Source organism: Vibrio sp. M60_M70, assembly GCF_037162085.1.
GTDB classification, from domain to species: Bacteria; Pseudomonadota; Gammaproteobacteria; order Enterobacterales; family Vibrionaceae; genus Vibrio; species Vibrio diabolicus.
Genome location: NZ_JARLUL010000001.1, coordinates 2,312,644 through 2,335,573, shown reverse-complemented (window position 1 = coordinate 2,335,573; position 22,930 = coordinate 2,312,644). Strand labels below are relative to the sequence as shown.

Annotated in this window: 19 protein-coding genes; 16 read left to right on the top strand and 3 right to left on the bottom strand. The window is 45.5% G+C overall.

Features of this window, described 5'->3' with window-relative positions; genetic code table 11:
- Nucleotides 1-41: 41 nt before the first annotated feature.
- Nucleotides 42-1,127 carry a chorismate synthase gene (gene aroC, locus P4S59_RS10810; protein ID WP_130545946.1) on the top strand — a complete coding sequence of 362 codons (1,086 nt, stop codon included), beginning with the start codon at nt 42-44 and terminating at the stop codon, nt 1,125-1,127.
- A gap of 86 nt (nt 1,128-1,213) precedes the next feature.
- Here the strand turns inward: aroC and P4S59_RS10805 are convergent, their stop codons facing one another.
- Complete coding sequence (locus tag P4S59_RS10805; RefSeq protein WP_337168647.1) at nt 1,214-1,837, bottom strand: trimeric intracellular cation channel family protein; 624 nt, start codon at nt 1,835-1,837, stop codon at nt 1,214-1,216.
- A gap of 333 nt (nt 1,838-2,170) precedes the next feature.
- On the opposite strand from P4S59_RS10805, the gene P4S59_RS10800 reads away from it, so the two are divergent.
- The 3 genes from P4S59_RS10800 (at nt 2,171) to P4S59_RS10790 (ending at nt 3,660) form a co-directional block, all read left to right on the top strand.
- Entirely contained in the window at nt 2,171-2,701 is a 531-nt protein-coding gene (locus P4S59_RS10800; RefSeq protein WP_005397924.1) for an elongation factor P hydroxylase, read from the top strand.
- 25 nt (nt 2,702-2,726) lie between these two features.
- Complete coding sequence (locus P4S59_RS10795) at nt 2,727-2,990, top strand: YfcL family protein (protein WP_005397926.1); 264 nt, start codon at nt 2,727-2,729, stop codon at nt 2,988-2,990.
- 145 nt (nt 2,991-3,135) lie between these two features.
- On the top strand, nt 3,136-3,660 hold the full coding sequence (locus P4S59_RS10790; RefSeq protein WP_012841544.1) for an NADPH-dependent FMN reductase: 525 nt from the start codon (nt 3,136-3,138) through the stop codon (nt 3,658-3,660).
- Nucleotides 3,661-3,736: 76 nt separating this feature from the next.
- Here the strand turns inward: P4S59_RS10790 and mnmC are convergent, their stop codons facing one another.
- Nucleotides 3,737-5,755 (bottom strand): bifunctional tRNA (5-methylaminomethyl-2-thiouridine)(34)-methyltransferase MnmD/FAD-dependent 5-carboxymethylaminomethyl-2-thiouridine(34) oxidoreductase MnmC, encoded by a 2,019-nt coding sequence (mnmC, locus tag P4S59_RS10785; protein WP_337168399.1) that lies wholly within the window; start codon nt 5,753-5,755, stop codon nt 3,737-3,739.
- 128 nt (nt 5,756-5,883) lie between these two features.
- On the opposite strand from mnmC, the gene fabB reads away from it, so the two are divergent.
- The 10 genes from fabB (at nt 5,884) to purF (ending at nt 20,232) form a co-directional block, all read left to right on the top strand.
- Complete coding sequence (gene fabB, locus P4S59_RS10780; RefSeq protein ID WP_006741726.1) at nt 5,884-7,095, top strand: beta-ketoacyl-ACP synthase I; 1,212 nt, start codon at nt 5,884-5,886, stop codon at nt 7,093-7,095.
- A gap of 341 nt (nt 7,096-7,436) precedes the next feature.
- Nucleotides 7,437-8,570: a 4-phosphoerythronate dehydrogenase gene (locus tag P4S59_RS10775; protein WP_337168398.1), complete on the top strand. Its 1,134-nt coding sequence runs from the start codon at nt 7,437-7,439 to the stop codon at nt 8,568-8,570.
- Nucleotides 8,567-9,580, top strand: coding sequence for an aspartate-semialdehyde dehydrogenase (locus P4S59_RS10770; protein ID WP_337168397.1), 1,014 nt, complete (start codon nt 8,567-8,569; stop codon nt 9,578-9,580). Before P4S59_RS10775 ends, P4S59_RS10770 begins: the two co-directional genes overlap by 4 nt.
- Nucleotides 9,581-9,777: 197 nt before the next feature.
- Nucleotides 9,778-14,154, top strand: coding sequence for a FimV/HubP family polar landmark protein (locus tag P4S59_RS10765; protein ID WP_337168396.1), 4,377 nt, complete (start codon nt 9,778-9,780; stop codon nt 14,152-14,154).
- Nucleotides 14,155-14,292: 138 nt separating this feature from the next.
- Nucleotides 14,293-15,087: a tRNA pseudouridine(38-40) synthase TruA gene (gene truA, locus P4S59_RS10760; protein ID WP_337168395.1), complete on the top strand. Its 795-nt coding sequence runs from the start codon at nt 14,293-14,295 to the stop codon at nt 15,085-15,087.
- 197 nt (nt 15,088-15,284) lie between these two features.
- On the top strand, nt 15,285-16,211 hold the full coding sequence (gene accD / locus P4S59_RS10755) for an acetyl-CoA carboxylase, carboxyltransferase subunit beta (RefSeq protein WP_005397203.1): 927 nt from the start codon (nt 15,285-15,287) through the stop codon (nt 16,209-16,211).
- A 46-nt stretch (nt 16,212-16,257) separates the two neighbouring features.
- On the top strand, nt 16,258-17,520 hold the full coding sequence (gene folC / locus P4S59_RS10750) for a bifunctional tetrahydrofolate synthase/dihydrofolate synthase (protein WP_337168394.1): 1,263 nt from the start codon (nt 16,258-16,260) through the stop codon (nt 17,518-17,520).
- A gap of 14 nt (nt 17,521-17,534) precedes the next feature.
- Complete coding sequence (locus P4S59_RS10745; RefSeq protein ID WP_005397207.1) at nt 17,535-18,128, top strand: SPOR domain-containing protein; 594 nt, start codon at nt 17,535-17,537, stop codon at nt 18,126-18,128.
- Between the two features lie 61 nt (nt 18,129-18,189).
- Nucleotides 18,190-18,681, top strand: coding sequence for a CvpA family protein (locus tag P4S59_RS10740; RefSeq protein WP_005380590.1), 492 nt, complete (start codon nt 18,190-18,192; stop codon nt 18,679-18,681).
- Between the two features lie 36 nt (nt 18,682-18,717).
- Nucleotides 18,718-20,232 carry an amidophosphoribosyltransferase gene (gene purF / locus P4S59_RS10735; RefSeq protein ID WP_337168393.1) on the top strand — a complete coding sequence of 505 codons (1,515 nt, stop codon included), beginning with the start codon at nt 18,718-18,720 and terminating at the stop codon, nt 20,230-20,232.
- Nucleotides 20,233-20,298: 66 nt separating this feature from the next.
- On the opposite strand, the gene P4S59_RS10730 is transcribed toward purF, so the two are convergent.
- A complete protein-coding gene (locus tag P4S59_RS10730; RefSeq protein ID WP_005397211.1) occupies nt 20,299-21,174 on the bottom strand; it encodes a LysR family transcriptional regulator in 876 nt (291 codons plus the stop codon).
- A 288-nt stretch (nt 21,175-21,462) separates the two neighbouring features.
- Between P4S59_RS10730 and P4S59_RS10725 the strand changes: the two genes are divergently transcribed.
- Both P4S59_RS10725 and P4S59_RS10720 read left to right on the top strand, forming a co-directional pair.
- Nucleotides 21,463-22,569: a response regulator gene (locus P4S59_RS10725; RefSeq protein ID WP_005397213.1), complete on the top strand. Its 1,107-nt coding sequence runs from the start codon at nt 21,463-21,465 to the stop codon at nt 22,567-22,569.
- Between the two features lie 226 nt (nt 22,570-22,795).
- Nucleotides 22,796-22,927, top strand: coding sequence for a hypothetical protein (locus P4S59_RS10720; RefSeq protein ID WP_005380608.1), 132 nt, complete (start codon nt 22,796-22,798; stop codon nt 22,925-22,927).
- Nucleotides 22,928-22,930: the final 3 nt, after the last annotated feature.

The following is a 22,930-nucleotide window of genomic DNA, read 5'->3' as shown; positions in this document are numbered from 1 at the left end:
TCTGTTTTGAGAGAGCGTGGCGATAAAAACTTGAGGAAGTAATGGCAGGAAACAGTATCGGACAACATTTCCGAGTGACGACATTCGGGGAAAGTCACGGTATCGCACTGGGATGTATCGTAGACGGATGTCCTCCGGGGTTGGAAATTACAGAAGCAGATCTACAAATCGATCTCGACCGCCGTCGTCCAGGCACATCACGTTACACCACACAACGTCGTGAACCGGATGAAGTTAAAATTCTTTCTGGCGTTTTTGAAGGCAAAACCACGGGCACATCGATCGGTTTGCTAATTGAAAACACCGATCAGCGCTCAAAAGATTACTCGGACATCAAAGATAAATTCCGTCCGGGTCATGCTGATTACACTTACCACCAAAAATATGGCATCCGCGACTATCGCGGTGGCGGCCGTTCTTCAGCTCGTGAAACCGCAATGCGTGTGGCGGCTGGTGCAATCGCGAAGAAATACTTAAAAGATGAGTTTGGTGTTGAGATTCGTGCTTACTTGTCACAAATGGGTGATGTATCTATCGACAAGGTAGATTGGAGCGAAATCGAGAACAATGCATTCTTCTGCCCTGATGCTGACAAAGTAGAAGCATTTGACCAACTTATCCGTGACCTGAAAAAAGAAGGCGACTCTATTGGCGCAAAAATCCAGGTTGTGGCAACTAACGTGCCTGTTGGTCTTGGGGAACCCGTATTTGACCGTTTGGATGCAGACATCGCGCACGCACTAATGAGCATAAACGCGGTGAAAGGCGTGGAAATCGGAGACGGTTTCGACGTGGTAAACCAAAAAGGCAGTCAGCACCGTGATACGCTTGCTCCTGAAGGTTTTGGTAGTAATCATGCGGGTGGCATTCTTGGCGGTATCTCGACTGGTCAAGACATTGTCGCTAACATTGCGCTTAAGCCAACATCAAGTATCACTGTGCCGGGTGAGACCATCACAAAAGAAGGTGAACCAACTCAGTTGATCACCAAAGGTCGTCATGACCCATGTGTGGGTATTCGTGCTGTGCCTATCGCAGAAGCGATGCTGGCAATTGTGGTGATGGATCATTTACTACGCCACCGTGGTCAAAACCATGGCGTAACAACTGAAACACCGAAGATTTAAGCTTAAAAATAAGCTTGATAAAGAGACAAAAGGCTGCTCAATGAGCAGCCTTTTTAATGTGTTTTCATTACGCGTTTAGATTTAAATTAATGGGGTGAGCCTTCCGTTTCCAAATTGAAAGAAGGGAGACGCCACTTAAAACGTACCGCGGCCATACGCAGCATATAACCGGTGATCAGTGTAATGATAGTGGCTGTTACATCGGGAACATTAAATTCTAATAGCGCTAAGTACATTCCTGATGCGATAAGAGCGACAGAAGCGTAAAGTTCTTCATGCAGCACCAACGGTGTTTGGCGACAGATTAAGTCGCGGAGTAGCCCACCGAATACACCCGTTACTAGCGCTGAAACCATACAGATCCCAGGGTGTAAGCCCATGCCCATCGCAATCTTAGTTCCGATGATGCTGAACACGATTAGACCTAATGCATCAAGGCGGATGAATAGACCTTTTAGCTTAATCACCCATTTCGCTAAGCCTGTGGTAAGTACACCCGCAATACACGTGATTGCTAGGAACTCTGGGTTTTTTACCCAACCAAGAGGGTAGTGTCCCAGTAAAATGTCACGTACGGTGCCACCACCAATGGCCGTTGCACTGGCCACCAACATAACACCAAACCAGTCCATTTTTCTTCTACCAGCACTCAACGCACCTGTCATGGCTTCAGCCGTGATACCAATGATATACAACACACTTAGCAACATAGGGAGACACTCAACGTAAAAAGTCACTACGTTCTACGTGAATCATCGTAGGCGCAGCAACAACACTTACAAAAGGTTTTATCATTCTTAAAAAGTGATTAAAACCAGCAACATGCCTGTAATCAAACCGCTTAAAAAACAGCAGTTTGAGCAGCATCAAAATAAGGCGAGAGTGTAGTAGCAAATGAGTACGCTGACGAATGAGAAATTATATGGAGAAAGCGATGTTCAGATAAATTCAACTAATAACCAAAACTGTGGGAGCACCTTTACCTTATAGATAAAAACAGCGACAATACGCAGCGCATGTCAAACTGAAGTACAAACTCGACGATGACCCACGAATACCAAGACCTTATCACCATTTTCAATGACACCTTTTTAGACCAATTTAATACGAAATTGGAGTTAGGTGGTGATGAGCCTATTTATCTTCCTGCTGATGATGAGCATCCTCATCATCGGATTATTTTTGCTCGGGGTTTTTATGCCTCCGCATTACACGAAATCTCGCATTGGTGTGTGGCAGGGCCTGAGCGTCGTTTGCTGGAAGATTTTGGCTATTGGTATGAACCTGATGGGCGCACGGCAGAAGTTCAAGCGGAGTTTGAGAAAGTTGAAGTGCGTCCGCAAGCTTATGAATGGATTCTGGCACAAAGTGCTGGCTTCCCTTTTACGGTGAGTTGTGACAATCTACACGGCGATTTTGAACCAGATAGGCTCGGCTTTATGCAGAAAGTGCATAAAGAAGTGTTGGGTATTTTGGAAGCTGGCTTGCCTTTGCGAGTGAGAATGCTTTCGGATGCTCTGCGTGCGTTTTACCAAACCAAGCCGCTGGAAGCGTCAGACTTTTGCGTTAAATAACCTCAAATAACCTCAGAGATACACCATGATTATTGAATTTGAAGAAAAACTACTGGAACTGATTGATGCTCGAATTGAAACAGCATCTGACGATGAATTGTTTGCTGGTGGTTATCTACGTGGTCACATCTCTTTGTCTGCGGCATCTTGTGAAGAAGAAGGCATTAGCGATATTACTGAACTGAAGTCACGCATTGAGAGCAGTTTGGAAGACGCTCGTACCGAATTAAGCCCGGCTGATCGCGCGATCGTCAGTGACTTGTGGCAAGAACTGCAGGCTCAGGCTTAATCTCCGAACGTCGTTCTCCATTTATTAGTCCAAATCATTTACTACTTCGAAAAATTCGAACCTCTCCATAAAATTTTTGTGGTTGTAGCGAAACTGTTCAACTTTTATTCTGGTTAGCATAAAACGTGAACAAAGGATTACAACCATGAAAATTGTCGCATTTGGTGCATCTACCAGCTCTACCTCAATCAACAAATTACTTGCTACCTACGCAGCAAACCAAGTCGAAGGCGCTCACGTGAACGTTTTAGACTTAAACAATTATCAAGTACCGATGTTTAGCGAAGACAAAGAAAAAGAAATTGGTCAAGCTGAAGGTGCTGTCGCATTTTTACGTGATTTGGCTGAGGCTGACGCTATTGTTGTTTCCTTTGCAGAGCATAACGGTTCATACCCAGCAGCGTATAAAAACCTGTTTGATTGGGCAACGCGCATTGAGCGCAACGTATTCCAAAACAAGCCGGTCGTTTACTTAGCAACTTCTCCTGGTCCGGGTGGCGCACAGAGCGTTCTTGCAGCGGCAACAGGTTCCGCGCAATTTTTCGGAGCAGATGTGAAAGCATCGCTATCTGTGCCGAGCTTCTACGAGAACTTTGACGTGGAGTCTGGTGAGGCGGTAAATCCGGAAGTGGCAGAACAAGTGAAACAGGCAATTGCACAGCTGAAGTAATTTCAACACGAGTGACTTAATGAGTTCGCGATTCCCGACACACATCTGCGTCGGGAATTTAAACGAGAGAAGGCTCTTACAGCTCGGTAATGGCTTTGCCTTTTCTTAGTTTACGAACCCACATTCGACTTGGATGAAGTTCGGTCAATACATCAACAGGTAATGGCAGCGGGTCCCCACATATTTGTGAGGCCAACACTTCAGCTAACAATGGTGCAGAGCTCAGCCCACGAGATCCTAAACCTAAGAAGCAGAATAGGTTAGTGAACTGATGAACGGTTTCTACCTCTTCTGCTTTTTGATTTTGTAAGTTGGCGTATTGCGTTTTGATCGTCTCAAAGTCACCCACATTTCCGACAAATGGTAAGTGATCTCGGCTCACGCAGCGAATACCTTGGCGAGATCGATTGCCACTGATATCTATCTCTTTTGGCCATTCTTGGTTCGGTACGCACTTAACCAACTTTTCTGCGTTATCCTTCTGAGCGTTTTCATCAAATTCGTAGTCTAGGTGACTGCGATCGTAGCTCGCGCCTATGCACAGGTGCTGATTGTTTGGGTTAACAGGCGTCATGTAGCCGTCGTAACACAATACCGTTTTCAATTTACTCAGCGTTTCGGTTGCCGGAGCATGACTGACTTGCCCTTTCACCTGTCCCATCGGCAGGGAAGCGGTTTGGCTCAATGTCTGGAACTCATGACCATTCGCAACCACAACGGTTGAGTGCTCAAATGTTTGACCATTGACCGTTAGTGTCCAAAGCTGATGCTCTTCATCCCAATTTAATGCTTCAACGTGATGTTCAAACTTCGTTGAGAGTAACGATGTCTGTTCTAATTGTTTGATTAACCCACGCGTTAGCTCGGCAGGGCACAACCACCCTCCCATTGGGTAGTACACAGACGACATATCGATAGGTAATCCGATAGTATTCGCAGTTTCCTCGGCGGACAGTTTTTGAATCAATTCAGAAGGAAAATTACCCGCAAGCATCTTTTCCAGCTTATCAGCAGATTTTTCATCCCACATTAGCTGAGTTACACCACACCAATCGTGATCGAATGTAACCGACTCCGCAGCTTGTTCAATAAATTGTCTTGCAAACAAAAATGCAGGCGCAAACACACGCGAAACACCAGTATGAGGACCGTTCAACAATGGATACACGGCCCCTTGACGATTACCCGACGCTCCTTCGGCTGGTTGAGTGTCTTTGCAGTAAAGCGTGACGTTTTGGCCACGACGAACCAACGATTTTGCCAACGCTGCACTGGCAATACCACCACCAATGATAGCAATCGAATCAAGATTGCTAGATGCTGTGCGATTGAACCAAGGGAGATGGTTCGACTGCTTTTCACGTTGTTCCATCGAACCTGCGATCATTTCTCGCTTGGTGCCAAAGCCTTTGACCTTTTTCATTGCAAAGCCTGCTTCGTTCAACCCTCGACGCACAAAGCCCGCTGCGGTAAAAGTGGCGACTGTACAGTCTTGCTTGGCTAACTTAGCCATGTTGTTGAACAGATTTTGGTTCCACATTTCTGGGTTTTTACTTGGCGCGAATCCATCTAAAAACCAAGCGTCAATCAAACCTTGTTCGTTGTATGGGACTTGCGGCATGCAGTCTTTGATGTCGCCAAACCAAAGGTCGAGTGTAATTGCGCCATCTTCAAGCACAATGCGGTGACACTCAGGTACGGCGACAGGGTAGTGCTTTTGTAACTTTTCCGCGTACTCAGCTAGCTCAGGCCAAGCTTCATGCGCCTTCTTTAAATCCGCTTGGCTTAGCGGGTATTTTTCAAAGCTAATAAAATGCAGCTCTTTCAATACTGCGTCTGGATGCTGACGACGAAACTCACTAAACCACTGGCATACTGCTAAGAAGTTTAATCCCGTGCCAAATCCTGTTTCACCAATAACAAAACGTTTTTGGTCAAATTCCTGCCATCTTTCTGGGAGATGATTTTGTTTTAAGAAAACGTAGCGTGTCTCTTCAAGACCGTTTACGTTAGAGAAGTAAACATCATCAAATTGGTCTGAAACCGGAGTACCAGCTTCGTTCCAACCAAGTTCTGCGTTTTTTATTGAAGTCATAATGGTGCAAATTTGTGATTTGGCGCGGTAAGAATGGGGCGATTGTACGAATTTATGGGAAAGCTGACCACTTTTGTTGACTATCTTAGTTATCATCTAGCGGATTTTTGAATTATAGGAATGTCATAATGAAACGAGTCGTAATCACCGGTATGGGTATTGTTTCAAGTATCGGTAACAACGTCGAAGAAGTTCTAGCGTCTCTTAAAGCGGGCAAATCTGGCATCACTGCATCTGAGCAGTTCAAAGAACACGGTCTTCGTTCGCAAGTATGGGGTGACCTAAAAATCAACCCGGCGGAACACATCGACCGTAAGCAGATGCGCTTTATGGGTGATGCGGCTGCTTATGCATACCTATCAATGGAGCAGGCAATCGCAGACGCTGGTCTTACAGAGGATCAGGTTTCAAACGATCGTACCGGTATCGTTGCGGGTTCTGGCGGTGCTTCTGCATACAACCAAACGGTAGCGACAGACACGATGCGCGCAAAAGGCGTAAAACGAGTTGGCCCTTACATGGTTCCTCGTACTATGTCTTCTACGGTTTCCGCTTGTCTTGCTACGCCATTTAAGATTCGTGGTGTGAACTACTCAATGAGCTCTGCATGTGCTACTTCTGCACACTGTATCGGTCACGCGATGGAGCTTATTCAACTTGGTAAACAAGACATTGTTTTTGCTGGTGGCGGTGAAGAGCTTGATTGGTCTCAAACCATGATGTTTGACGCTATGGGTGCGCTGTCAACGAAATACAATGACACTCCAGACAAAGCATCTCGTACGTATGATGCGGACCGTGATGGTTTCGTTATCTCTGGCGGTGGCGGCATGCTGGTTATCGAAGAACTTGAGCACGCTCTAGCACGTGGCGCGAAAATCTACGGTGAGATCGTAGGTTACGGTGCGACATCAGATGGCTATGACATGGTAGCACCATCAGGTGAAGGCGCGATCCGTTGTATGAAGATGGCGATGCAAGACGTTGACGGTGTGGATTACATCAACACGCACGGCACGTCGACACCAGTTGGTGACGTGAAAGAGCTTGGTGCGATCCAACAATTGTTTGGTGAGAACAGCCCAGCAATCTCTGCAACAAAAGCAATGACTGGTCACGCACTAGGCGCCGCTGGTGTGCACGAAGCGATTTACTCAACACTTATGCTAGACAAAAACTTCATTGCTCCAAGCATCAATATTGAAAACTTGGACGAAGCAGCTCAAGGTCTAGACATCGTGACAGAAGCACGTGATGCAGAGTTAACAACCGTAATGTCAAACAGCTTTGGCTTTGGCGGCACAAACGCAACTTTGGTTATTAAAAAGTACCAAGGTTAACTGAATTTGTTGGCGCGCCACGTGAGTGAGTACAGCGTCAACAATCCAGTTTCCAGAGCTTGATCAGTCACACTGATCGAACAGACGCAGACTCTATCCCATGGAGAGCGGGATAGGATCCTTTTGTTCTGGAACTTTGCCCGGCTATTTAGCCGGGCTTTTTCTTTTCTCAATTTCTGCTTTTTACATTGCTTCCCGTTAAACGATTTTTTTGGAACTAATCTCCTTGAGGTTTATTAGGGTTATTTCTTGAGATTTTTCGGGAAAAGGGCACAATCGCTTTAGTTTCGCATCTTGCGAATAAACGAACTCATACAAATGGATGTTAAAACGCTGGCGCTATGAAAATTATTGTTGATGAAAATATGCCGTACGCTGAAGAGCTATTCAGCCAACTCGGTAACGTAATTCTAAAACCAGGTCGTACACTGACGGCTGATGATTTAGTGGATGTTGATGCCCTAATGATTCGCTCAGTCACCAAAGTAAATGCTGACCTGATCAGCAAAGCAAACAAGCTGAAGTTTGTTGGTACGGCAACAGCAGGTATGGATCATGTTGACCAAGCACTTTTAAAAGAGAAAGGCATTTTATTCACTGCGGCGCCAGGGTGTAACAAAGTGGGGGTGGCGGAATACGCGTTCAGCGTGATGATGGTGCTCGCTCAGCAACAAGGCTTCTCGGTATTTGACAAGACGGTAGGTATTATTGGTGCAGGCCAAGTAGGTACCTACCTAGAGAAATGTTTGAAAGGCATGGGGATTAAAGTTCTCATCAATGACCCATTCAAACAAGAGGCTGGTGATCCTCGTAGTTTTACTCCGTTGACAGAACTGATTGAAAGCTCAGACATCATTACACTACATACGCCAATCACCAAAGATGGCCCATATCCAACTTATCATTTAATTGATGAAACGGTTTTAAACTCGCTTCGTGGTGATCAGATTTTGATTAACGCCGCGCGAGGTCCAATCGTTGATAACGAGGCATTGAAGCAACGTCTTTTGAAAAACGACGGTTTTACCGCAGCGCTTGACGTATTTGAATTTGAACCAGAGGTTGATATGGAGCTTCTGCCTCTGCTAGCATTCGCAACCCCTCACGTTGCAGGCTACGGCTTGGAAGGGAAAGCTCGCGGTACGACGATGATTTTCAACAGCTACTGTGAGTTCTTAAATAACGAATTACGTGCGCATGCCAGCGATTTACTGCCAACCGCGCCTGTTCCTACTATGGTATTGGACAGAGCTTGGGATGAAGCAACACTGCATAACATCACGCAGTTAATCTATGATGTGCGTAGAGATGACGCTCTTTTCCGTCGTGAGATCAGTAAGCCAGGCGCTTTTGACCTGATGCGTAAAAACTACTGGGATCGCCGTGAATACAGCGCTGTCACGCTAGTGGGTAACAAAACATGTAACCTTGCTCCATTAGCAGAACTAGGTTTTCAGATTGAGGTAAGTCAATGAGCCAGCAATATAATGTTGCCATTTTAGGTGCGACCGGTGCGGTCGGTGAAACAATTTTAGAAGTGCTTCAAGAACGTAAATTCCCAGTGGGTGACATTCACTTATTGGCAAGTGAGCGTAGCGAAGGCAAGACTTATCGCTTTAATGGCAAAACGGTTCGTGTACAGAACGTTGAAGAGTTTGATTGGTCTCAAGCTCATATTGCGTTGTTCTCTGCTGGTGGTGAGCTATCTGAAAAATGGGCGCCAATCGCGGCAGATGAAGGTGTTATCGTTATCGACAACACTTCACACTTCCGTTATGAGTACGACATTCCTCTTGTTGTGCCAGAAGTAAACCCAGAAGCGATTGCAGAGTTTCGTAACCGTAACATCATCGCGAACCCAAACTGTTCGACCATTCAAATGCTGGTGGCACTAAAACCAATTCACGATGCAGTGGGTATTGAGCGTATTAACGTATCTACATACCAATCCGTATCTGGTGCGGGTAAAGCGGGCATTGACGAACTAGCAGGTCAAACGGCTAAGCTTCTAAACGGTCTGCCAGCGGATAAGAAGCAATTCCCTCAACAGATTGCGTTTAACTGTATTCCGCAAATCGATCAGATGATGGAAAATGGCTACACCAAAGAAGAAATGAAAATGGTGTGGGAAACACAGAAGATCTTTAACGATCCATCAATCACAGTAAACCCAACGTGTGTGCGTGTGCCTGTATTCTATGGTCATGCTGAAGCGCTTCACATTGAGACTCGCTCTCCAATTGATGCACAAGAAGTCATTAATCTACTTGAGCAAACAGAAGGCATTGAAGTCTACCACGGTGATGACTTCCCGACACAAGTGCGTGATGCGGGCGGTAAAGATCATGTTATGGTTGGTCGTATCCGCAACGATATCAGCCACCACAGTGGGGTAAACTTGTGGGTTGTGGCGGATAACGTGCGTAAAGGCGCAGCAACTAACGCGGTACAAATCGCTGAAGTTCTGATCCGCGATTACTACTAAGTCACTTACAGTTCATTTCAAAGCCTCGCACTGTGCGAGGCTTTTTTGTACGAACGGAACAAAATAGTGTGAGATTAGTACGAATATGGCGAGAGCCACACATTTTTTATTCTCAACGCTATAGTTTTGCATGTGATATCCGATATATTTAACCGATCACCATTTCAAATTGTATTTAGCACAAAACTGAGCCTTCTATGCGTCAAAATTATAAGCGTTTGTTAGCAGCCCTTGTGTTGATGAGCGCGACTCAGACATCATCAGTGGTTCAAGCCGAAGGAATTCGTCTTGTTGGACCATCTGGTGAAGTGCAATCATCTCCGAGCTATGCTGAAGATATTGAGCGAGCATTACCTGCTCCTCCTGCAAATACTCAGCCGTCACGTTTCTTTGGTCCGACTGGTGAAAATCAAACACTATGGTCGATCGCTTCAGAATTACGACCTTCACGCGGTGTTACCGTTCAACAAACGCTTCTTGCCATTTATCGAATTAACCCTCAAGCGTTTGAGAACCAAAACATTCATGAGTTGATCCCAGGGAGTCGACTACGAGTACCGTCTCTAGAGCAAGTGCAAAGCGCGACTACAGAGCAAGCTGTTGCGATCATGAAGGCGCACGAGGCTAAGTTAAAACAGCCGAAGCCGACAAATAGAGCCACGCCAGCGCAACGCGTCACCGAGCAACCAAAGCCACAAATAAAAGTAGAACCCAAGCCTGTTGCTCCTAAACCAGAAACCACTGTAGCTGCGGAACCAAAACCGGTTCAAAAAACAATACCAGTTATTCCTGCGCCACCTGTGAACACCTCTCCGCAGGGTGAAAAGCAGGTCAGTGCGTTAAAAGACAAACTTCAAGGCTCACAAAGTGAATTAGAGTCATTGGAAGAGAAGAACCATCGTCTTCGCTTAATGTTGTCAGAAGTGCAAAGCGAAGTTGAAACCTTGAAAAATGAGCTGAATGACGAAGAACGCATTCGCTCGGAAGTCGAGAAACTGCTTGCTGAAGAGCGCCAGCGCCTTGCTGAGCAACAACGCATGCAGCCAAGTACGATTGACAAGATTTTGTCTAATGGTTGGCTTGTCGGCTTAGCGGCGCTTATTCCAGGTGCATTGCTGGCACTGTTGGTTGTGATGTTGCTTGGTCGCCGTTCTAAAAACAAAGAGGAAGAGCCTGCTGCGCAATCGCCGCAGGAAACCGATCCATTAGCTGCGCCAATTGGTTTAGCGGCGACGGACGAGCTGGATGAAGAACTCACACTTGATGATGAGTTGTTCGCAGATGAAGATATAAATACTCAGGCTACACAAGAAGAGAAGCCAGATTTAGAAGAAGACGTCTTTGCCAACCTTGACGATGAAGAACTGGATTTCAACCTAGAAGGGGATGATGACCCATTTGCGGGTATCGGTGATGACGGCGACCTGGATGTTGGTCTGGATGAGTTTGAGTCATCGAACAATGGTATCCAAGTTAACGGCGAAGAAAAAGCGCTTGGTTTAGAAGAGATGGAGCGAGCCTTAGATGAGGTTGCTCCAGAACTAGAAGTGCTCGATGACGATGAGGCTGGCTTCGATCTTTCAGATGATACGAACGAGAAAGCAGACTCGCTTTCAGACGACGCGTTTGCGGAACTACTTGCAGCAGATGAGCCGTCAGAAGAGTTACCAAGTGACACTGTCGATCAGGATATGCTTGATGACTTGTTTGCGGAACTTGGCAATGACGACTTCGACCTAGATACCGATGAACCTGAACTAAAACAGCCCGTATCGGATGATGATTTCAGCGCAGGAGAGGCATCTGATGACGATATCGATAAGCTATTAGCTCAATACGAGCAGCCTGTTACTGAGTCGACAGAAGTTGAAGGTGACGCCAGCGAAGACGTCGTTCTAGATGAAAACAGTACGGACTTACTCGATGAACTGATCGATTTTGACGAAGATGAAACAGACGACGAGTTTGACCCACTGAATGAGCTAGAAGCACTCTCTGGTTTTGAAGGCGATGACTCGATTGAAGAGTTAGATGCAGATAGCACAGATTTACTAGATGAACTCATTGATGACGTTACATCCGAACTGGATGAAGAGACAGGAACTGAGACTGAGTTAGACCCGTTTGATGATCTGATTCGAGAGGACGAAAGCCCTGCACAGAATAAATCGCAAGAGGAAGAGTTACTCGCTTCACTTGGTTTTGGCGAACCAGACGGCGACGAAAAACCATCTTCAATAGCCGAGTCAGAGCCCGCTCATGAAGAGCCGGAAATTGAGTCTGGTTTGGACATCGACGCTTTATTAAGTGACAGTCAACCAGATCCGCAACAAACAGCGCCAGAGCAACCATTAACCGAGCCAGAAACTGCTTCAGAGCCATTTAGCAGCGATGAGTTTCTGGGTGATTTAGAGGACCTCTCACCAGAGAACGATCCTTTAATGAGCGAGCTAGACGACTTGTTTGAGTCAGACAGTGAAGAGCTTCAGCCTACAGAGCAAGAAAAAGCGGACTTTTCTGCTGAACTGGATGCACTATTTGATACTGAAGATTATTTAACGCAACAACAAGTTGAAGAGCCGCAAGCTGAGATAGAGGAATCTTCGCCACAACAAGAAGAGGATGCCAATTCTAAGTCAACGCAAGATGCATCAGTAGAGCCTGATGCTAAAGTGCCGCCTCAAGTTGATACAGAAGAAGACGCCCCAGCGTTCACTCCGACACCAAATACAGTAGAAAATGAATTTGGTGTTCCACAAGAAGAAGATTGGCTACTGGATGAGCCTGAACTAGAAAGTGAAACTCAACCAGAACAAGAACAAAACTCGGGTAACAAAAGTGAGCCAGAAAGTTCAGAACTAGCATCAGAAACTGATTCGGCCACCGATGCAGAAGAAGAGTTCGATTTTGATGAACTCGATCTACCAGAGTTCAGTGAAGAAGACGCACTGGCGTCCATGGCGGACGAACCTGCGTTTGATGAACCAGAGCCTGTCGAGCCTGAGCGCTCTGAAGCTGATTCGGCCACTGAAGCAGAAGATGAATTCAATTTTGATGAACTCGATCTACCAGAGTTTAGCGAAGAGGACGCATTGGCGTCTATGGCGGGCGAACCTGCGTTAGATGACCCAGAATCTATCGAGCCTGAGCGCTCTGAAGCTGAGTCGGCGACTGAAGCAGAAGAAGAGTTCGATTTCGATGAACTCGAACTGCCAGAGTTTAGTGAAGAGGATGCATTGGCGTCCATGGCAGGCGAACCTACGTTAGATGAACCAGAATCTATCGAGCCTGAGCGCTCTGAAGCTGAGTCGGCGACTGAAGCAGAAGAAGAGTTCGATTTCGACGAACTCGAACTGCCAGAGTTCAGCGAAGAGGACGCATTGGCGTCCATGGCAGGCGAACCTACGTTAGATGAACCAGAATCTATCGAGCCTGAGCGCTCTGAAGTTGAGTCGGCGACTGAAGCAGAAGAAGAGTTCGATTTCGATGAACTCGATCTACCAGAGTTCAGCGAAGAGGACGCATTGGCGTCTATGGCGGGCGAACCTACGTTAGATGAACCAGAATTTATCGAGCCTGAGCGCTCTGAAGCTGAGTCTGCTACTGAAGCAGAAGAGTTCGATTTTGATGAACTCGAACTGCCAGAATTCAGTGAAGAAGATGCATTGGCGTCTATGGAAGAAGAGCCAGAATTACCGAGTTCTGAAACCGCAGATATAGAACCAATCTCCGGTGAGGATGAAGAGCTAAGTTTTGACGACCAAGATCTTCCTGAGTTCAATGAGGAAGATGTTCTCGCATCAATGAATGAGAGTGCGCCAGAGACTCCTAATGTTGAAGCTGAGACATCGAGACCAACTCTTCAAGCCGATAACGATCATGATGCTTTGTTTGAAGTTTTTGCGCAGCAAAACGGTTTTGATACTGAACCAGAAGTGCAGCCAACGGCGGCAGAGGGTGAGCCGCTAAGTGACTTAGATGATGAATCTTCAATGGCTAACCTTCTTGCTGAAGACGCAAGTTCAGAGGTATTTGAAGGTCAGTTAGACAGTGACACCATCGCAAGCGCAGGTATGGATTTTGAAACCATGCTTGATGTTGGAGATGATTGGGATGGCTTTAAACCCGCTGCCGATAGCGTAAGTTCTACGGAAGATGTGCCTGAGGACCAGCGTGATGTTTGGAATTCGAGTGACGCACTAAGTCAGCCAGAGATAGCGCAAGAAAACTGGGCAGAGCAAAGCGACTTGGATGACTTCGACCCAAAGAAAAATCAATTTATGACGATTGATGAATTGATGGCTCAGGTCGATAAAGAAGGTGGTGAGTTCGAAGAGGAAGATCTGAAGCTTGATGTCGGATTGAACGAGTTTCCAGATGTTATCGGTGAGATCGGCGATGTTGACGTAGATAGCAACGCTGAAGCTGCTGGAAAACTGGACCTTGCTAAAATCTATCTCGAGATGAACGATTCTCAAGGGGCGATAAAATTACTAGAAGAGGCGATTGTTTACGGTGAAGATGATATTCGCCGCGAAGCAAAGAGCCTGATTGATGCCATTAATGGCCGATAAATCGAAAAGGGTAGCGTTGGCTACCCTTTTTGTGTCTCGCTAGTATGATGCTACCTCTACGTCATCCTTGTTGAAACTGGCAACTTGAGGCGACTTGAGTATATACTTCCCGCCCCATTTTAGAGTTCGAAGGTTAAGATGAGAATCGCATTAGGTATCGAGTACAACGGTGCAAACTACTTTGGTTGGCAGCGCCAAAGAGAAGTGAAAAGTGTCCAAGAAGAGCTAGAGAAAGCATTGTCCGTTATTGCTAATCACCCAGTTGAAGTGCAGTGTGCTGGTCGGACAGACGCTGGCGTGCATGGCACAGGACAAGTTGTGCACTTTGATACCAACGTTACTCGAAAAATGGTAGCTTGGACCATGGGCGCAAACGCGAACATGCCGAGTGATATAGCGGTTCGTTGGGCTAAGGAAGTCCCAGATGATTTCCATGCACGATTCTCAGCGACAGCGCGCCGTTATCGTTACATTATTTTCAATCATGCTTTACGACCTGGCATCTTAAACTCTGGTGTGAGCCACTATCATGGTGAGCTCGACGAGAAAAAAATGCATGAGGCAGGGCAGTATCTGCTTGGTGAAAATGATTTTACGTCGTTTCGTGCGGCGCATTGTCAGTCTCGTAGCCCATTTCGAAACTTGATGCATCTGAACGTTACGCGCCATGGGAACTATGTGGTTATTGATATTAAAGCTAATGCGTTCGTGCATCATATGGTTCGTAACATCACGGGTAGCTTGATAAAGGTTGGACGTGGTGAAAAGAGCCCTGAATGGATCAAATGGTTGCTAGAGGCTAAAGATCGCAAACTAGCGGGTGCGACAGCGAAAGCGGAAGGTCTGTACCTGGTAGATGTAGACTATCCAGAAGAATTTGGGTTACCTGAAGTGCCGATCGGTCCACTGTTTTTGCCAGATAATTTGAACTAATTTTACAAACTTATTTCAAAATATCGGTAGTGTTTACATTGAATGTGAGCGGAAAACATACGCTATTTATGATATCAAAAATAGGTACAACCAGTTTTTTATCTACAGTAGCTGCAAGATATGGTTTAATCCGTCGGTATTATGTCGAATTTACATCTTTCGCAATGAAGCGGAAGAGTTGAGAGAAAAGGTCTTCCATGAGTTGGCTTGAAAAGATTTTAGAGAAAAGCAACCTAGTAAGTTCACGCAAAGCTTCTATCCCAGAAGGTGTGTGGACTAAATGTACCTCTTGTGAACAGGTTTTATACCATGCTGAACTAGAGCGTAACCTAGAAGTTTGTCCAAAGTGTAACCATCACATGCGCATGAAAGCGCGTCGTCGTTTGGAAACGTTTTTAGATGAAGGCAATCGAGTTGAATTAGGTACCGAACTTGAGCCACAGGATAAACTGAAATTTAAAGATTCTAAGCGATACAAAGAGCGTATCTCTGCAGCACAAAAAAACAGCGGAGAGAAAGATGCGCTAGTTGTGATGCAAGGTGAACTGCTTGGTCTACCGCTTGTGGCGTGTGCGTTTGAATTCTCCTTTATGGGCGGTTCAATGGGGTCAGTTGTTGGTGCTCGCTTTGTAAAAGCGGTGGATGCAGCAATTGAAAACAATTGCGCACTTGTTTGTTTCTCAGCAAGTGGTGGCGCTCGTATGCAAGAGGCATTGATGTCTCTTATGCAAATGGCAAAAACCAGTGCTGCGCTTGAGCGTCTATCAGAAAAAGGTCTGCCGTTTATTTCGGTTCTAACTGACCCTACAATGGGTGGTGTATCAGCAAGTTTGGCTATGTTGGGTGATATCAACATCGGTGAACCTAAGGCGCTGATTGGCTTTGCTGGTCGTCGTGTTATCGAGCAAACAGTGCGTGAAGATCTTCCTGAAGGTTTCCAGCGTAGTGAGTTCCTGCTTGATCACGGTGCGATTGATATGATCGTTGACCGTCGTGAAATGCGTCAGCGTGTGGGTGGTCTAATCGCTAAGATGACTAACCACAAGTCTCCTTTGGTGGTTTCGGTTAACGAATCTCCAAATGAAGAACCATATTCTGTACCAGAAGCGGACGAAAAAGGGTAAAGTATCAACTAACATAAAAACCAAAGAATTTAATGGTTAAAGTTAGATGACCCAAAACCCAATTCCTCAAGCCACATCTTCATTAGAGATGTGGCTTGATTATTTAGCAAATATTCATTCCTCAGCAATTGATCTAGGCTTAGACCGTGTCCAAGCGGTAGCAAACAAAGCCAATCTTACCAAACCAGCTCCAACCGTAATCACCGTTGCCGGAACCAATGGCAAAGGCTCAACGTGTGCGTTAATGGAAGCCATTTTACTCGATGCTGGCTATTCAGTCGGTGTTTACAGCTCTCCGCACCTGATTCGTTACAACGAGCGTGTGCGCATTAATGGCGTCGACGTTGTAGATGCAAAGCACTGTGAAGCATTCGACTATGTAGAAAAGCAGCGTGGTGATATCAGCCTTAGCCTCTTTGAATTCGGTACGCTTGCTGCGCTACGTATTTTCCAAGTAGAGAAAGTTGACGTTGTCTTACTTGAAGTAGGACTTGGCGGCCGTCTAGATGCCACCAACGTTGTTGACCATGATGTTTCTGTTATTACGAGCTTAGCTATCGATCATGTGGATTGGCTTGGTGATGACATCAATGTCATTGGTTTTGAAAAGGCAGGCATTTACCGTCCAGGGAAGCCAGCAATTTGTGGTCAACCAACGCCACCGGCGACCGTGGCGGCTCATGCTGACGATATTGGCTCTGAGTTCTTCCAAGTGGGTATTCAGTATGATTACCAACTGACTAATAATGGTTGGAAGTGGAGCAGTGGTGCATTTGCGTTAGAGGATTTACCTGTCCCATCGTTACCGCTACAAAATGCGGCAACAGCATTGATGGCGTTAGGAGCATCGGAATTGCAAATCACTGACATAAACATTGTCAATGGCTTGAATAATGCTCGGCTGGCAGGGCGCATGCAGATATTGCATCACGAGCCAGAGATAATCCTTGATGTCGCGCACAACCCGCACTCTGCTGAGTATTTGGTAGAGAAAGTGAAGCACCAATATTTGGGTAAGAATATCCATATTGTAGTCGCGATGCTGCATGACAAAGACATTAAAGCAACCATTGAAGCGCTAACTCCAATTGCAACACAATGGTATCCAGCGTCGCTAACCGGACCGAGAGCGGCGACTGCTGGAGAGTTGTGCCAATACTTACCCGATGGGCAAGTTCATTTTGAAAACCCTGTTGACGCCTTTGAGAATGCAAGAAGCCACGCAAAGCAAGAAGACGTCATTCTGGTGGTTGGTTCATTCCATACTGTCGGAGAGGTATTGGAACATTGGCAATCAAAGAATAAATAAGCAAAGGTATTTTGATGGCAAGTAAATTCCAAAGTCGTTTAGTCGGCACCATCATTCTAGTCGCAGTCGGAGTGATTGTTCTTCCCGATGTGCTAGATGGTAAGAAACTGCACTACAAAGAAGAATTTGCCAGTATTCCTATCAAACCTGAACTTGATAGTGATGTGGAAAACTTCGAAATATTAGAGCCAGTGGAAGACGACATAGCGTTACCGGACTCTCCAGTTGAAGCGGTGGTGCAGGAGCAAGAGGGCGCCCAAGTGGCTGCTTCTGAGCCTGACCCAACGCCGACGCCTAAACCAGAGGTCATCAAACAGCCAGAGCAAGTTGAGGTGGCCACTCGTCCTGTGCAAGAAAAAAATCAATATGAAGATTCTGCTTGGATCATTCAGTTGATGGCGCTTAAGAATCACGAAAATGCGGTCGCGCTTGTCGCTGATTTGCAAAAGCGTGGCTATCAAGCCCATACAAAGAAAGAAAACGAGTTTACGAGAGTGATTGTTGGCCCTGATGTGTCAAAAAGTAAACTTGAACGACAAGTCAAGGAATTACAAAAAATTACAGGCTCAAAAGGTCAATTGCTTAAATTTAAGCCATTAAATCCATAAGAAAACGTTTGCGTCAGCATTTTTTCTGTTAAAATGCGCGCCAACTTAAGATGAAGAAAACATGAATTGGATAGATTTTATCATTTTAGGTGTGATCGGATTTTCAGCTCTGATCAGTTTAGTTCGCGGTTTTGCTAAAGAAGCTTTGTCTTTGGTGATTTGGTTTGGAGCGTTTTTTATCTCCAGCAACTACTACGCCAAATTGGCGGTGTACTTCACCAACATCGAAGATGACATGTTTCGTAACGGAGCGGCGATTGCGGCTTTATTTGTCGCGACCTTGGTAGTTGGTGCAGTGGTGAATTACGTCATTGGTCAACTGGTACAAAAAACAGGGCTATCAGGTACGGACCGAATTCTTGGGATTGTATTTGGTGGTCTACGCGGAGTCTTAATTGTTTCTGCGGTGCTGTTTTTTATGGATGCGTTTACTGCATTCCCAAGCTCGGATTGGTGGAAAGATTCACAGTTGATCCCTGAGTTCAGCCGTATCATCGCCCCATTCTTCGAGCATTTACAAGCAACATCAAGTTTTCTGTCTGGCACTATCTAGTAGTGCCAGCTACTGTCGCAAATCGAGGATTAGGACATGTGTGGTATTGTTGGAATCGTGGGCACAACGCCTGTAAACCAGTCTATTTATGACGCGTTAACGGTGTTACAGCATCGTGGCCAAGATGCCGCTGGTATTTGTACCATAGAAAGCAATCGTTTTCGTCTGCGCAAGGCGAACGGTTTAGTCAAGGATGTATTTGAAGCAAGACATATGCAGCGCCTGCAAGGCGAGGTCGGAATTGGTCATGTTCGTTACCCAACAGCAGGCAGTTCAAGCGCTTCAGAAGCTCAACCTTTCTACGTAAACTCTCCTTTCGGTATTACACTTGCCCACAATGGCAACTTGACCAACGCTAACGAAGTTCGTCAAAAGCTGTTTGAAAAAGATCGCCGTCATATCAATACCACTTCAGACTCCGAAGTATTACTAAATGTACTGGCACACGAAATTGACTCAGTAAAAGGAAATGTCACGACAGAAGACGTATTCCGCGCAGTCACCAATGTGCATCGCACAATTCGTGGTGCTTACGCTGTGACTGCCATGATCATTGGTCATGGTATGATTGCGTTTCGTGACCCACACGGTATTCGCCCGCTGTGTTTAGGTAAGCGTGAAGTTAATGGCAGAGCGGAGTACATGGTTGCGTCTGAATCGGTAGCATTGGATGCCGTCGGTTTTGATTTTGTCCGTGATGTTGCACCTGGTGAGGTAATCTACGCAACGTTTGATGGTGAACTGTACACGAAGCAGTGTGCAGATAATCCTAAGCTGAACCCTTGTATTTTCGAGTTCGTGTACTTTGCTCGTCCAGACTCGTTCATCGATAAAATTTCGGTATACAGTGCTCGCGTTGAAATGGGTAAAAAGCTAGGCGAACGTATTCGTGAAGACTACGCAAATCTTGATATTGATGTCGTTATTCCTATCCCTGAAACATCGTGCGACATCGCACTTCAAATCGCTCAAGCGATCGATATCCCTTACCGCCAAGGCTTCGTGAAAAACCGTTACGTGGGGCGTACGTTTATCATGCCTGGTCAGCAACAACGTAAGAAATCTGTACGTCGCAAGTTGAATGCAATTCGTTCGGAGTTCAAAGATAAGAATGTATTGCTGGTGGATGACTCTATCGTTCGTGGTACTACGTCAGAACAAATCATCGAAATGGCACGTGATTCTGGTGCGAAGAAAGTGTACATGGTATCAGCAGCACCAGAAGTTCGATTCCCGAACGTGTACGGCATTGATATGCCAAGTGCTACCGAGCTTATTGCTCATGGCCGTGACAACGATACAATTTGTAAGCAGATTGGTGCTGATGCATTGATTTATCAACGTCTAGAAGACTTGGTTGAGGCAGTCGGTCTTGGAAACCAAGATATTACTCAGTTCGATACATCCGTGTTTAACGGCGAATACGTAACGGGTGATATTGACCAACAATACCTAGACTTCTTAGATGGTCTTCGTAACGATGATGCGAAAACACAACTTGAAATCCAACAGGATTTAGCAAACCTAGAGCTGCATAACGAAGGCGCATAATAGGCGTTTCCTTGAGGCGTAAAAAAACCAGAGCTCCGGCTCTGGTTTTTTGTATTCGCTATCGAATTAGTGAATGTTGTAAGCGATCACAAAGTCGATAAAGAGACGAACTTTCTCTGGCAGGTGATCTTTGTGGTTGTAAAGCATATAAATGTCGCGCGGGTTTGCACTCCAATCTGGCAGTATGCGTACCAAATCGCCGCTTTCGATGTACTCTTTGATCATGACATCTGGCATTAGCGTGATGCCTAAACCTTCGGAACAAGCACTGCGTACTACATTTAGTGCATTCGCCTGAAAGCGACCACGATCAACGTTTACTACAGACTCGCCTTTGCTATTAATTAAGGTCCACTTGATAAGAGGGTAGCCTTTTAGCAATGAATGGTTAGAGAGCTCTTCTGCGTGGTTTGGTGCCGGATTCGAGGCAAGGTAGTCAGGACTTGCGACAAGAATATCCTTCACTTCGCCAATCTTGCGTGCGATCAGGCTAGAATCACGTTGGGGCCCCACTCGAAAAATGACATCCCATTCAGTAGGGTCAAGCTTGTCTGCATTATTTTCTGTCGTTAGTTCGATATTGATGTCCGGATACTGCTTCATAAAGCTGTTGAACATCGGCATCATCATGCGCTTAGTTAAGTTATAAGGCGCCGATATCTTAATCTTGCCTGATGCTCCTCGGCAGTCGTCAGTGATTTCCTCTGCTGCCGTGGTTAGCCTTTGTAGCAAAGGAGAGCACTCATGGTAAAAACGTTCCCCGGCTTCTGTAAGCGAGAGTTTGCGAGCGTGACGGTTCAACAGTCGAAGATTGACAGAGTCTTCTAGCGCTTGAATGCGTCGGGTGATGGTCGCAACCGGGATCATGGTTTTTCGCGAAGTTGCGGTGTAGCTCCCATTTTCGACAACCAGTCGAAACAGGTTTAAGTCATCTAATTTCATATTTCCAGACACATTAAATTACCGATTACGGCTAATTTATAATTAACTTTGTGATCAAAGCTTGCTTTAAGTCAACATGTTGCATCATTTGAACACAGCAACCCTGTTTGAGTAAATACTGTTATACCCCGTAATATTTGTATAAACGCCGTTTTCAAGCTACGTTTTATAACAAGGCGGAACGGCCTCAAGTCTTGCTGCGCAACGTTTCGCCGGATGTAAACACAACAAAAATAATGACTTAATAATAAATCTGTTTTTTGACTTAGCTTTGTGAGGTGTAAAGGTATGTTTAAGACTCACAGTCAAACGGCAATGGTCTCGGCACAGGAAGTGGTTAATCAAAAACTAATTATGTTGGTGGATGATGATCCAATATTTCGTAAAGTAACCAATGCTTATTTAGAAAGTCAGGGTTTTAAAGTAGTAGAAGCTGAAAACGGCCTAGAGGCGCTTCAACAACTCAGGGAATGCCAACCCGATCTTATCTTGTGTGATTTATCGATGCCGGTATTAGATGGCATTGAATTCGTCGAAGAAGTCAGTCTTGAATATCCATACTTGCCGCTTATCGTGGTATCCGGCACGGATGAAATGTCCGATGTCGCGAAAGCGTTGCGATTTGGTATTAAAGATTTTCTTCCTAAACCGATAGGTAATTATGAGCACCTATCTCAGGCGATAGACAATACGCTCGAAGATACCGATAGCCATTTCTCCGAACAGCGAGACTTTTCAAGTCAGTGGTTCCGAGTCGATGACGGTGGCGAAATCCCAGATGAGCAAGAGCTTCACTGGCATCTAGAGTATTTGCAGCAGAACCCGAGTGCTGCAAGAGATTTACTGCATGCTCTATTGCCAGAGAAAGATGCTTCTCAAGGTGATTGGCGCTGCTCATACCGTTTATTGCAATCGACGGACGTTATGCCACTGGTGTTCGATTATCGTTGGTTAATGAATGGGCAATTTGCGTTCTATCTCGTTGACTCTGCTTCCCAGAGTAATGATGGTGTCGCGACGACATTGCTTGTTAGGGCTTTGTTTGACGATTACCTGCGTAATTTGAAGAGTTTCAGTGCTGATCTGAAGGATATGGTAGGGATCATTGAAAAAGGAATCGAGTGTTCAGAGTGCGCTGGTGCGGTTAATGCTGTATTTGGTGTCGCCGATCTGGCTTCGTCCTCCGTTTCTATCCTGCCTGCGGGTTTAGATAGCCATTGGTCTGACGGAAATACTAATCAACATATCGCGGCAGGTAACTGTTTAGGGGCAGGAAGTATGAAAAACTTCATAACCCGAGATTTACCGCTAGGTGTTGCTGGTCAGTTATCCATCGGTTGTTTAGGCTCTTCAAGTTTTAGCTTAAATATTGCCCGGAAATCACGACTGGTATAATTCTGACTTCATAACACAATAAGCAGCGTCTTGGCGCTGCTTATTGTCTTTTTAGAACCACAAAAAAAACAACAAATGCTCGAACAATAACCTTACTTTTTGCTGGTGTTTAGATTTGGCTGTTTAAGGTATAGTCAACGCCTAAAACAATAATGACCCATTTGTGCAACGATAATTTAACGCCGTGCCTTGGGAGAAGCAAAGTCAACTAGTGAGAAGATACATCATGGCAGACAAAGATTTTAAAGAGCCTTATAATATTTTTTACTTTTTAGGTTTCATTGCAGTACTTTTAATTCCAACATTACCTGCAACGCTAACCTGGCTTCGTGTAATGAATGGTTACGCAGGCTTTTAATCT